The following is a 12,325-nucleotide window of genomic DNA, read 5'->3' on the forward strand; positions in this document are numbered from 1 at the left end:
AATCTATTACACATACAAATCATTTGGGGGGCAAAAAGAAGGTGTCTGAGCAACAATTAAGTCCTAGTGCATGGGAACTAGAGCTGGACCGCTTTAAATCAATTAAAACCACCTTCATATTAGAAGGGAATATTTTTGATTTACATGCCTATCAAATAGAAAAAAACGGGGAAAAACAATGGGCCATTAACCATCTCGATTATTTTTTATATCAATATTTGTTGAATAAGGGATATGGTACAGTAGTTTTTTATAATCATATTGACGGATTTTATAATGAGTACAATGCCGACCACTTAAAACAGTTTTTACAATTGGCGAAAGGAAGAGAAAGCCATTCGCATCCTGCTTTAACAAGCTCTCGACAACTAGAGCAAGTTACAAAAACATATAAAGCTACTATTAACCGTGCAACCGAAATGATTCGTCAAGCAATGGATACAAACAGCCATCCAGTGGCCGTCATTTTAAATTTGTCTTCTCGTTATATTGCATCGCCGCAAAATTTAAGTGAGGAAGAACGGGAATTTTATTCCCGGCTGCTACTGACGACGCAAAAGCGAAAACAACATCGGATCGAGCATACAAACCAACATGTCAATAATCTGCTGTTTCTTATATGCAATAAAGTTAATGATATTCCAGCTTGGTTTTATCTTGATAATCCTTATGTCAAGACATTGCATATTCCAAAGCCTGACCGCAAGACAAGAGCTCGCTTTATTGAAAGTCAGTTTCGCGGCTTTATCGGTGCTGAAGATGTGACGCCAGAGGAGCAGAATAAATTAAAACAGCAATTTATCGATTTAACTGAGGGATTTACAAACATTGAACTGAATGGTTTAAGAATGCTTTGTCGCCAAGAAAAAATTCATATTCGTAAAATTGCTGAAGCTATTCGACTGTATAAACATGGCGTCAAAGAAAGCCCGTGGGAAGAAATAGGAATTGAGAAATTAAAAAATGCCCAATCTTTTATTGAATCACGTGTAAAAGGACAGAAAGCGGCGGTTACAAAAACATTGGACATTTTAAAGCGGGCTGTGACAGGTTTATCAGGGCTTCATCACTCCTCTCATTCAAGTAAACCAAAAGGAATTTTATTTTTTGCCGGCCCTACCGGTACAGGAAAAACGGAATTAGCGAAGACCATTGCTGCGCTTTTATTTGGTGATGAATCGTTTTGCCAACGTTTCGATATGAGTGAATACCAGCAAAGTCATGCCGATCAGAAACTTCTCGGAGCCCCTCCGGGGTATGTCGGGTATGAAGCGGGAGGACAGCTTACAAATGCAGTAAAAGAGCGGCCGTTTTCTGTGTTATTATTTGATGAAATTGAAAAAGCGCACCCTTCTATATTTGATAAGTTTTTACAAATATTAGAAGACGGACGGATGACGGATGGAAAGGGAGAAACGGTTTATTTCTCAGAATCTCTTATTATATTTACAAGTAATCTAGGAATTTATACAAAAGATGAATATGGCCATCGTACATTGAATGTGACACCAGATATGCCTTACGAGGAAATAAGAGAAAAAATTTTATCCGCTATCAAAGATTATTTCACATTAGAATTAGGACGTCCGGAGATTTTAAACAGAATTGGCGATAACATTGTTGTTTTTGATTACATTCGTGAAGATGTTGCTGCTTTAATTCTAGAGCACCAATTAAAGAAAATTACTGACATTTTAATGGAACAGAAAAAGATCGACCTTCGTATCAGTGACGAAGCAAAGCAATATATCGCTAAAAAAGCGTTGGCCAATTTAGAAAATGGCGGAAGGGGAATTGGTAACATTGTTGAATCAACTTTCATCAATCCTTTGTCACGATATTTATATGACCATAACATCCAAGGAAATTGCCAATTGACCGTTCAGCAGATTTTTGAAAAAGATGGTGTCATTGAGATGGAGTGTGATGTGACATATGTATAAAATTTATGGAATTACGGATGTTGGAAAAGTTCGCCAGAATAATGAAGATGGATTCGTGGTAAACCGTGCTCTTATTACAGAAGGAGATTATGAAATAGAGGTCTTGAGTGACTTTATTGCCGTTGTGGCTGATGGAATGGGAGGGGAAAATGCTGGGGAAATCGCTTCCTTTCTTGCATTAGAAAGTTTTGCAACACGAAAACATATTCAAAGCAAAGAGGAACTAAAACATTTTATTGAACATGATATACAAAATAAACTATTTCAGCATATGGAACGACATCCTGAAACGAGAGGGATGGGAGCAACGTTAGCGGGAGTCTTATGCAATAATCATAAAATAACCATCTTTCATATTGGAGACAGTAGAGTGTATCGATTTCGGCGTCCATTTTTTAAAAGACTTACAAAGGATCATAGCTTAGTAGAAATGTTATATGCTGCAGGACAAATTTTGTTTGAAGAAAAGCAGCATCACCCAAAAAGAAATATTTTGTTGCGTTCTCTTGGTCAAAAGAATGTCGAAGTTGAAATAGCGGAACTATTATCTCCTCCAGAAATAGGTGATGTGTTTTTGCTTTGTAGTGACGGGTTAACCGAGTATGTAACGGATGAAGAAATCGAAATGTGCTTATCTTCCAATGAACCGCTTGAAAAACAAGGAAAACAACTTGTGGAATTAGCAAAAAATCGTGGCGGGGCAGACAATATTACGATTGTTCTCATCAAGCGCGACAATTGAAAGGTGGATACATATGGGAATAAAGAAAGAAACGTTCGATATGCTGCTTCTCCTTTCCGCAATATCAAATAAAAGCCAAAAATTATCGGATGCATTAATTGAAAAAATTAAAAAAACACCTGAGTATCAAGTGATTCAAAATGTTGAACAATACCATTTTATCACACCTCGCGCAAAGGAGCTAAAAGCAAAACTGCAAAATATTCATATCGATAAGAACAATATTGCTGACATCCAGCAAGAATATCGAAAATTAGAAACGTTATATGAAGAATTTCAACATTTTCTAACAAAATCGAATGAAAACATTCAATCGGACAACTATCGCGTTGACATCATTTCTAAAAAACAATTAGACGAGCTGAAGAAAACCAATGAAGGATTGTACCGCAAAATACAAGTTGTATTGACGGCGGATGAGGACAATATAGCTGAGGCATTTAGGAATTATATCAAGCTTCATCCTCATCCAGACATTATTGAAGAGTATAAGCGAATACGCAGTTCGCAAATGGAAGATAAAGACAATAAGCGAGCTAAGACATTCCAATGGGGTGGAGCCCTTATTGGTTCTTTCGTGTTCGTGCTCATTCTTAAGATGCTTTTGCCTGTTTCAAAACAAATTGAATTGGGCATTATTGGCGCATCCGCGTTACTATTCGCATTAGGGTTGGCAAAGTTAAACCATTATTTGCGTTTATATTCCGTAAGTGTGCAAATCGGCTATATCGTTTTTTTCGTTTTAGTAAGCTTTGCACAGGAATTTGGTTTTCTGCCAAATCAATTTAATTTTATGAAACTAAGAGAGTTGCATTTGCTTTTTTTGATGGCAATGTTTGGGGCGTTGATTGGTTTCATTGTTGGGCCGAGATTTAACTTTATCCCTGCCCGATTAACCATTCGACTGCCGGCATTCGTGAATTATGTAGAGCGACAACGCTTTTTTCTTCTCGTTGTATTTTCGCTTTTTGGCTATATTTGGACAGCTGCTTTTATGAACAACATGAATGTTTATCATTGGTTGGCTGCGAAGATTGAAGAACAAATAGACAAAAAGGCAATCGACGCCAGTGCTTCTGCAGAAAAGCCGCTTGGGCAAGTTCGTGTAAAATCTCTTTATGCGAATCTGAGAACGGAGCCTTCAGTAAATAAAAAAACGATATTTAAACAGGCAAAGAAAGGAACAATTTTTGATTATTACGGCTCGCAAAAAATAAACGGCCGTGTATGGTATCGAGTATTGGAAAAAGAATCAGGAAAAATGGTTTGGATTAGTGAGATCACTGTTGATGTCATTAAGTAAATGGATGAAAAGGAAGGGTTCATGATGAAGGAAAACCTGAAACGGACGCTTCGGATGGTAACAGACAACCAAGATAAAACAGTTCGCATGCCAAACGAGTTAGCAACAGTAAAAATGGGTGAACAACATGCGAAAACGGCGGTCATGGAAAATACGGATAGCTTTGCAAATGGTAATGGCTACATTCAAATTGGTGACATGCTTAACGGAAAGTATAAAATTGTTGACAGCCTAACCTATAATACTGGGGAAGCAACTCTTTTTCTTTGCGAATATGAAGGGGACATGTTCGTTGCAAAAGTGTATCATAAAAATTTTCAACCGAAGGATGAAGTAAAAGAACGAATTCGTTCAATACAGTCTAAATATGTCATTTCCGTTCTAGAAGACGGAATCGACGAAAAATCAAAGCGGTATTTCGAAATACTTCCTTATTACAAGAATGGCGATTTGACGAAACATTCTTCCTATACATGGGATTTTATTTTCAATGTAGTCGTCCCTTCTGTTAATGAAGGATTACATGCCATTCATCAAGCCGGCATTGTTCATCGCGATATTAAACCGAATAACATCTTTTTTAGCAATGATTCTTCCTATTTAGTTCTTGGTGATTTTGGCATTAGCTCAACTTTAGGAAAGGGCAGTGTTGTTTTCACTCGAAACGCTAACCGTACGGATGGATATGCCGCTCCCGAAGTATACAATCAACTGATTTGTAAAGAAAATGATTACTACTCGTTTGGGATTACATTGCTTGAGTTAGCGTTGGGGGAGTATCCGTTTAAAGGGCTTACTCCAGAGCAAATTATGAAAGTGACGATATCGGATCCACTTCATATACCCGCTCATATCCCGGAACGTTTGGCGAAATTAATCAAAGGTTTAACACGTAAAGACCGAAATATCCGTTGGGGATACGAAGAAGTAAAAAAATGGCTGAACGGTGAAGATGTTTATGTTGGTGAAGACAAAATTACTCGCAACATTCGTCCGTATCGATTTGCTGGAAAAGACATCCAGACATTAGAAGAGCTGACGTTAGCTTTCGCCTCCAATTGGGAGGAGGGCAAGAAGCATTTATATCGCGGATTGACAAAAGATTTTGTCAAACAATTTGGAGAAGAATATGCTTTAATAGTAATGGAATGTGAAGAAATCCGTAAAGAAGATATCGGGCTACATCAATTCATTACAAAGCTTCATCCAAGTCCGCCGCTTTGTTGGAAAGGCGAGGTTTTTCATAGTTTGCATGAATTAGGTGAAGCAATCCAAAAAACATTGCCAGAAATGAATGAAACGCTGGCAGAATTATTAAGCGAAGACATATTGCGAACGTATTTAAAAAGCATTGACATGGACAAGGAAGATGATGGCTTTTTTAAGGAAATAGAACAAATAACAGAACAAGCAAAAGAGAATTTACCGTTTGCGTACTATCGTTTAGGCTTTCTATTATTGAATACACAAGAGTTTCAATTTAATGGAAATGTATACACAACTGTTGATGCGTTGCTCGATGATTGGATTCAACAGGGAAAAGATATTGAGCAACTTGCGACGGAATTATTAAACAATCAATACTTTTTTGCCTGGTTAACACAACTTGGATATGAAAATCATTTAAAACATTGGCGTACGATTATATAGCTTGAGGGGGAAGGAATATAGGAAATGAGCGGTCCGAAATATAGTCATTTACAGCTAGAAAGAGAAAGACAGCGGCTATTAGAAATGGAACGGCAACGGCAATTAGAAGAGGAACGTAGGCGGCTCGAAGAAGAAAGAAAGCGAAATGAGCTAAATAACCAAATTCAAAAACTTCAAGAAGAATTAAAGCGTTTAAGGGGAAATATTACTTATATAGCAGATGAAGGGGATCAAATGGTTCAAATTCATCAGATTAAAGAATCTTTTTCTTATTATCAAATACAAGAGGAAACAAAGCGTCTGTTAACAAACATCGAACAATTTCCGCTGGATTATGACAAGCAAAACATTTCGAACATGGAACATTATTTACAACAATTACAACCGTTTATAGATACAATGAGAAAAGAAATTGATGTCGCAATAACACCGTTAATGGAAAAATTGCATCAAGATGTGCAAATGCAAGAGGAGTATAAACAACGTCAACAATTTTTAGATAATGCCGCAATACTTTCGCGAACACAACAAAAAAATTATACGATACCGAAAATGTTTAAAGAAAAACAAAAAGAGAAGCGAAATATAAACCATATTTTGCAAGAAGCACTTCAAGAACTTGAACCATATATACAACATCCATCGTTTCCGTTTGTCGGGGAGATTCAAAACCTTTATGATTCCATCCGCGCTATTGCGGCTCATCCAACTTATGACGATGAATATAAGGAAGCGCAAATCAAATTACGTCTTAACACTTTTTTCGCTAATAAGAAAAAATATGATGAGATCTATGAGCGTTTGCGGAAAGAAAAAGAAGAGTATGGAAAGTTGCTTGTACATTATCAAACGTTATGCCAATTACTAAATATTCCCGAAAACGAAGAGTTTTTCCATCTAGAAGACATGATGCTTCCAGAGGTAAAGGAACGTCTAAAAGCGGAAATTGCAAGACTGGATCAAAAACATGCCGAACAACAAGAAATCAACTATATTGTCAATAGTGTTCATGAAGTGATGCAATCGCTAGGTTATGAGATTTTAGCGACCGATTACATGGCAAGAAAAAAGCAAAACGTTCATCATCATATATATGAACTCGGCTTTGAGCAAGCGGTAAATGTCTTTATTTCCGATAATGGAAGCATCCTTTTTGAAGTAAGTGGAGTGAGCAATGGGCCAAAAGAATTAAGTTCATTAGAAAAGCTAAAAGTGAAAGAAGCAATGGAAGCCTTTTGTACAAAATATGAAGAAATTAAAGAAGGTTTAAAACAAAAAGGGATTCACCTTTGTAATGAAAACTTAAGTCCAGCGGATGAACGATATGTTAGAAACATTGATATTAGCCAGAAAAATGTGGTGAAGCCATTGCGCAAAGTGAACAATCATCATTTAGAAATCAATAAAACAGAGCCGCCTATGCAGAAAAAATCTCATTAATGAAGAAGGTGAGGGAGAATGAAAGAGGTACGAATTTGCGATGTTTGCGGTTATCATAATTCGCTAAGCTCGCTATTTTGTGAGAACGATGATTGTGGGGAGGATATTTCGCATATTCCGCCATCCATCCTTCAAGATAAAACTGTCCTGAGTGACCGTACTGTAGAACATGAATCAGAAGTACAAGAGCGACTACCGAATGAACAGATGAAAACGGTGCGAATGACAGGCATTCGCCTTGTGCATACAGCGAGCGGCTATGAAATACCAATTCCGGTTGAAGGAGGAATTATTGGCCGGCTAGGCACGATTCATCCCGAACATTTTCAAAACAATCAATTCGTAAGCAAAGAACATGCGAAAATAGAATTGCGGGCTGACGGATATGTCTTAATTGATTTGCATAGTACAAACGGAACAAAAATAAACGGTATACGAATTATTAGCGGAGAAGCCTATCCACTTAAAGACAAAGACCGTATTGTGTTTGCAAATATGGAATATTTAGTAGAAATGTAGGATTTGTGGAGGCCATTGGCCTGTAATCAACAGCAACAATGGTAATAATAAGGAATATAGCATTTTTATTAGTGCTGGGAAATTTGATTTACAATATATTGATGACAAATCCCTTTCCTTATTATCTTATCGGTCGAGGAGCGAATGCGGGATTGACTGCTTCATCCAAATGACTAAAGTTATGGGCTTTCATGATTATTCTTTATGTAAAACTTTCACAATGATGTAGTACAATAAATCGGAAAATATTATTTGGACTGGAGAGAAGAACATGGACCATTTAGTGGAAAAAACGATTCGCAAAGAAAAAATATTTAGCGGCAAAGTAGTTCAATTGTATGTGGAAGACGTACAGCTGCCAAATGGGAAAACGAGCAAACGGGAAGTTATTAAACATCCAGGTGCGGTGGCTATTATCCCAATTACAAAAGAAGGAAAACTAGTGCTCGTTCGACAATACCGAAAAGCATTGGAACGAGTATTAATAGAAATTCCAGCGGGCAAGTTAGAAAAAGGGGAGGAGCCGCTTGCCACGGCACAGCGTGAACTAGAAGAGGAAACAGGCTACCGCGCCCAGTCGATGCGCCATATCGTGTCATTTTATACGTCGCCGGGATTTGCCGATGAGCTGATTCACTTATATATGGCGGAAGGGCTGGAGAAATTGGAAGATGCCGCATCGCTCGATGAAGATGAATTCGTCGATATTTTAGAAGTGACGTTGGAGGAGGCGATGGAAATGCTTGAAAAACGCGAGATTTATGATGCCAAAACAGCATATGCGCTGCAATATTTGCAATTGCGTCGTGTCCTAGGAGAAGAAAATGCATAACTATTATGTTGATTTACATATCCATATTGGCCGCACCGCTTCCGGAAGGCCAGTAAAAATTACAGGTGCAAAAACATTAACGCTCACAAACATTTTGCACGACGCAGCACATGTAAAAGGATTAAATATGGTTGGCATTATTGACTGCCATGTTCCGGAAGTGCTCAATGAATTGGAACAAGGAATGAACGCAAAAGGCTGGTACGAGCACAAGGACGGTGGTGTCATCGCCGGTGAGGTGACGCTTTTATTAGGAAGCGAAATCGAAGTATATGATGAACATTGTCAAGGCCCTATTCACGTGCTTGTCTTTTTACCGACGATTGCGGCAATGCGTACGTTTTCTGCATGGCTAAAAGAGCGGGTGAAAAACATTTCCCTCAGTTCGCAGCGCATGTACGGAACGGGCCGTGAATTACAGGCGTTTGTAAAACAATTAGGCGGTTTGTTTGTTCCAGCGCATGCGTTTACTCCGTTTAAAAGTTTGTATGGCAAAGGAGTGAAAAAAAGCTTAACTGAAGTGTTCGACCCTGATGCCATTGATGCGATAGAACTGGGGTTAAGCGCTGATACCGAGATGGCCGACCAAATCGCCGAACTTCATCGCTATCCATACATTTCTAATTCCGATGCCCATTCGCTGCGAAAATTGGCGCGTGAATACCAAGTGATTCGCATGAACGCTCCGACGTTTGCCGAATTGAAAAAAGCGTTGCGAAATCAGGAGGAAAGAGCGATTATCGCCAACTATGGGTTAAATCCGAAACTAGGAAAGTATCATCAAACGACATGTGAACGATGTTTCAAGCCGATGAGCCCTCGCGAAAAACGATGTCCATCATGCGGCCATCACCGGCAAATTAAAGGAGTGTTTGACCGTCTTAAGGAGCTAAAAACAGGCGGAGCGCCGCCGGAACGCCCACCGTATATTTATCAAGTGCCGCTTGAGTTCATCCCAGGACTTGGGGCGAAAACATATGAAAAATTACTCGCCCGTTTCGGTACGGAAATGTACGTGCTACATCAAGCGACAGAAGAAGAACTAAAACGGTGTGTGGGAGAAAAACTAGCCAAACTCATCATGCTCGCGCGCAGAGGAGAGCTTTCAATTCAGGCCGGGGGCGGCGGAAAATACGGAAAAATCGCTTCGGAATAGAAGCGATTTTTTGTATACGGAGTTGTCTTCTCTTTCTTTTCTTGCAAATAAGTCATACATCGAAGAATGTTTCATACAATCTACTAAGAGGGTGATAGGGGGAAGAAAAAAATGAGAAGACATCCGGTAAAATCAATGATCGCTGTACATATGCGCGAGCATGCGCCTGTGTATTTATTTGTGATTGTGCTATTTTTAATGGGAGTGATTTTTGGAGCGATTGTTGTAAACAGTTTAAACTTTAGCCAGAAACAAGATTTATACTACTATTTAACGCAATTTTTTGGACAAGTATCAAAAGGAAATATTGCAAGCGCCCACGATATGTTTCAACAAAGTTATTTCCATAATTTAAAATATGTCGCTTTAATGTGGGTGCTGGGCATTTCGATTATAGGATTGCCTATTATTTTGATTTTGCTGTTTTTAAAAGGAATTGTTGTCGGATTTACTGTCGGATTTTTGGTGAACCAAATGGGATGGCAAGGGTTTTTATTATCTTTTGTGTCTGTAATGCCACAAAATTTAATTATCATTCCGGCCTTTGTGATCATGGGAGTGATTTCTGTTTCATTTTCATTGCAAATGGTGCGCAATCAATTTATGAAACGGGGGCATGAACCAATTTTTCCGATGATTATGCGCTATACGATGGCGATGATGTTGATCAGCGTGAGTTTGCTCGTTTCTTCATCCCTAGAGGCGTACGTATCTCCGCTATTTATGAAACAAGTAATCGAGATGGTTGGACATAAATAATTATTTCTATTATATAATAATCATTTTTGTTCTTTTATAATAATAATTTTATTTTGATACTTCCCTCTTTCTTTTGTTATAATGGTAGTTGAATGACGTGGGAGGGAATAAAAGATGGAAGATCGAATCGACCGAATTAAGAAGCAATTGCATACCGCCGGTTATAAATTAACACCGCAGCGGGAAGCGACAGTCCGTGTTTTGTTAGAACATGAAGAAGATCATTTAAGCGCAGAAGACGTCTACCTCCTCGTTAAAGAAAAATCTCCAGAAATCGGATTAGCTACGGTATATCGTACACTCGAACTGTTAACCGAACTAAAAATTGTCGATAAAATCAATTTTGGGGATGGTGTATCTCGCTACGATCTGCGCAAAGAAGGAGCAGCTCACTTTCATCATCATTTAGTTTGTATTGAATGTGGGTCAGTAGCGGAAATTGAAGAAGATTTATTAGAGGAAGTAGAAGAAATTGTGGAACGAGATTGGAAGTTTAAAATTAAAGATCACCGCTTAACGTTTCATGGCATTTGTTATCGTTGCCAACAAAAACATGAGGAAGAACAAAATAAAAAGTAAAAAACCTTTTCCGATGGGAAAGGTTTTTTTATGGTATAAAAGAAAAAAAACATGGCATATCCTCATAGTAAGCATGATTGGAAATGAGGAGGAACGGCCATGAAAACGATATGGCAGATGATAAAAGTATTTCTTTTATTTACGGGGTGTACGATTTTATTTTATTATAGTCTTATATGGTTCAATCGAGAATACGATAATTACCACCGTTATGATGAACCACAAGGATCAGCGGTGAAAGTTTCAACCGTCGAAAGCTCGACATTGGAATGGATGGATCGACTATTATTTTTCTATCGCAATGGGGAGTAGAGAAATGTTGGAATATGAATTGAAAGATTTTCTTCATTATTTGACGGTAGAACGAAATTTGGCAAAAAATACGATTATTTCTTATGAAAGAGATTTAAAAAAGTATGCGCACTATTTGCGCCACGTTGAGCAAATTCAATCGTGGAACGACGTGTCGCGCCTTCATATTATGCAATTTTTGAAGTTTTTAAAGGAAAAGGGAAACTCTCCAAAGACGATTGCACGCCATATTGCATCGATCCGTTCGTTTCATCAATTTCTTCTTCGTGAAAAAGTAGCGGAACAAGACCCGTCGGTGCATATCGAATCGCCGCAAATGGAGCGGACGTTGCCGAAAGTGCTGTCTCTCGAAGAAGTCGAGGCGCTCTTAGAAGCGCCGAAAACGAATACACCAATTGGCGTTCGCGATAAAGCGATGCTAGAATTATTGTACGCAACCGGAATGCGTGTCAGTGAGCTTGTGAACTTAAACCTTTCCGATGTGCATTTGACGATGGGCTTTGTCCGCTGTTACGGGAAAGGGAAGAAGGAGCGCATCGTGCCGGTCGGCAGCATGGCGCTAAACGCATTAAAAGTATATCTTGAAACTGCGCGTCCAAAGCTAATCAACCCGAAAAAAAGGACAACCGATGCATTATTTTTAAACCATCATGGCGAACGTTTGACAAGGCAAGGTTTTTGGAAAATTTTGAAGAAGCTCGCGAAAGAAGCAAATATCGAAAAAGAGCTGACACCGCATACGTTGCGGCATTCATTCGCCACCCATCTTCTTGAGAACGGCGCTGATTTGCGCGCCGTGCAGGAATTATTAGGCCACGCCGATATTTCAACAACGCAAATTTATACGCACGTTACGAAAACGCGTTTAAAGGATGTGTATAAGCAGTACCATCCGCGCGCATAGCGTTTTTGTTGCTTGCAAGAAACACCCGCTTGTGGCGAGCGGGTGTTTTGTTTTGGCACTCCGCATCTCTGTTTTTCATTGTGCTCTTTTCTGTTTTTTATTGCGCATAATTATGAAAACGTTTTATAATATGGTTGTCAGACTTCTGACCAATATAATGTTGATGTGTGAATAAGTGTTTTGGGA

General features: G+C 38.7%; 12 protein-coding genes. All 12 read left to right on the forward strand.

The genetic code is table 11. The features are described from left to right. Window positions 1-41: 41 nt before the first annotated feature. The 12 genes from QSJ37_RS14985 (at window position 42) to xerD (ending at window position 12,139) form a co-directional block, all read left to right on the forward strand. On the forward strand, window positions 42-1,943 hold the full coding sequence (locus QSJ37_RS14985) for an AAA family ATPase (protein ID WP_285755912.1): 1,902 nt from the start codon (window positions 42-44) through the stop codon (window positions 1,941-1,943). Continuing rightward, the gene (locus QSJ37_RS14990; RefSeq protein WP_285755913.1) at window positions 1,936-2,685 is read left to right on the forward strand and encodes a PP2C family protein-serine/threonine phosphatase; all 750 of its coding nucleotides are present in this window, start codon (window positions 1,936-1,938) and stop codon (window positions 2,683-2,685) included. Before QSJ37_RS14985 ends, QSJ37_RS14990 begins: the two co-directional genes overlap by 8 nt. A gap of 13 nt (window positions 2,686-2,698) precedes the next feature. After that, window positions 2,699-3,988 (forward strand): hypothetical protein, encoded by a 1,290-nt coding sequence (locus QSJ37_RS14995; RefSeq protein WP_285755914.1) that lies wholly within the window; start codon window positions 2,699-2,701, stop codon window positions 3,986-3,988. 21 nt (window positions 3,989-4,009) lie between these two features. Beyond that, window positions 4,010-5,638, forward strand: coding sequence for a protein kinase domain-containing protein (locus tag QSJ37_RS15000; RefSeq protein ID WP_285755915.1), 1,629 nt, complete (start codon window positions 4,010-4,012; stop codon window positions 5,636-5,638). Between the two features lie 24 nt (window positions 5,639-5,662). Next, window positions 5,663-7,078: a hypothetical protein gene (locus QSJ37_RS15005; protein ID WP_285755916.1), complete on the forward strand. Its 1,416-nt coding sequence runs from the start codon at window positions 5,663-5,665 to the stop codon at window positions 7,076-7,078. Between the two features lie 18 nt (window positions 7,079-7,096). After that, complete coding sequence (locus QSJ37_RS15010) at window positions 7,097-7,597, forward strand: FHA domain-containing protein (protein WP_285755918.1); 501 nt, start codon at window positions 7,097-7,099, stop codon at window positions 7,595-7,597. A 271-nt stretch (window positions 7,598-7,868) separates the two neighbouring features. Continuing rightward, the gene (locus QSJ37_RS15015) at window positions 7,869-8,429 is read left to right on the forward strand and encodes an NUDIX domain-containing protein (RefSeq protein WP_285755919.1); all 561 of its coding nucleotides are present in this window, start codon (window positions 7,869-7,871) and stop codon (window positions 8,427-8,429) included. After that, window positions 8,422-9,585: a TIGR00375 family protein gene (locus QSJ37_RS15020; RefSeq protein WP_285755920.1), complete on the forward strand. Its 1,164-nt coding sequence runs from the start codon at window positions 8,422-8,424 to the stop codon at window positions 9,583-9,585. The genes QSJ37_RS15015 and QSJ37_RS15020 overlap by 8 nt, the downstream gene beginning before the upstream one ends. A gap of 111 nt (window positions 9,586-9,696) precedes the next feature. Continuing rightward, the gene (spoIIM, locus tag QSJ37_RS15025) at window positions 9,697-10,344 is read left to right on the forward strand and encodes a stage II sporulation protein M (RefSeq protein WP_062677616.1); all 648 of its coding nucleotides are present in this window, start codon (window positions 9,697-9,699) and stop codon (window positions 10,342-10,344) included. Between the two features lie 114 nt (window positions 10,345-10,458). After that, window positions 10,459-10,923: a ferric iron uptake transcriptional regulator gene (fur, locus tag QSJ37_RS15030; RefSeq protein WP_285755922.1), complete on the forward strand. Its 465-nt coding sequence runs from the start codon at window positions 10,459-10,461 to the stop codon at window positions 10,921-10,923. 99 nt (window positions 10,924-11,022) lie between these two features. Further along, window positions 11,023-11,235: a YqzK family protein gene (locus QSJ37_RS15035; protein WP_285755923.1), complete on the forward strand. Its 213-nt coding sequence runs from the start codon at window positions 11,023-11,025 to the stop codon at window positions 11,233-11,235. 7 nt (window positions 11,236-11,242) lie between these two features. Next, window positions 11,243-12,139 carry a site-specific tyrosine recombinase XerD gene (gene xerD, locus QSJ37_RS15040; protein ID WP_285756159.1) on the forward strand — a complete coding sequence of 299 codons (897 nt, stop codon included), beginning with the start codon at window positions 11,243-11,245 and terminating at the stop codon, window positions 12,137-12,139. The last annotated feature ends 186 nt before the right edge of the window (window positions 12,140-12,325 follow it).

The sequence above is a fragment of the Parageobacillus sp. G301 genome (assembly GCF_030268025.1).
Lineage (GTDB): Bacteria > Bacillota > Bacilli > Bacillales > Anoxybacillaceae > Parageobacillus_B > Parageobacillus_B toebii.

What these genes read in the sequence shown, in the direction of transcription:
- spoIIM (WP_062677616.1), top strand. Translation starts at nt 9,697, where the DNA reads ATGAGAAGACATCCGGTAAAATCAATGATCGCTGTACATATGCGCGAG.
- QSJ37_RS15000 (WP_285755915.1), top strand. Translation starts at nt 4,010, where the DNA reads ATGATGAAGGAAAACCTGAAACGGACGCTTCGGATGGTAACAGACAAC.
- fur (WP_285755922.1), top strand. Translation starts at nt 10,459, where the DNA reads ATGGAAGATCGAATCGACCGAATTAAGAAGCAATTGCATACCGCCGGT.
- QSJ37_RS15035 (WP_285755923.1), top strand. Translation starts at nt 11,023, where the DNA reads ATGAAAACGATATGGCAGATGATAAAAGTATTTCTTTTATTTACGGGG.
- QSJ37_RS14995 (WP_285755914.1), top strand. Translation starts at nt 2,699, where the DNA reads ATGGGAATAAAGAAAGAAACGTTCGATATGCTGCTTCTCCTTTCCGCA.
- QSJ37_RS15010 (WP_285755918.1), top strand. Translation starts at nt 7,097, where the DNA reads ATGAAAGAGGTACGAATTTGCGATGTTTGCGGTTATCATAATTCGCTA.
- QSJ37_RS14990 (WP_285755913.1), top strand. Translation starts at nt 1,936, where the DNA reads ATGTATAAAATTTATGGAATTACGGATGTTGGAAAAGTTCGCCAGAAT.
- QSJ37_RS15020 (WP_285755920.1), top strand. Translation starts at nt 8,422, where the DNA reads ATGCATAACTATTATGTTGATTTACATATCCATATTGGCCGCACCGCT.
- QSJ37_RS15005 (WP_285755916.1), top strand. Translation starts at nt 5,663, where the DNA reads ATGAGCGGTCCGAAATATAGTCATTTACAGCTAGAAAGAGAAAGACAG.
- QSJ37_RS15015 (WP_285755919.1), top strand. Translation starts at nt 7,869, where the DNA reads ATGGACCATTTAGTGGAAAAAACGATTCGCAAAGAAAAAATATTTAGC.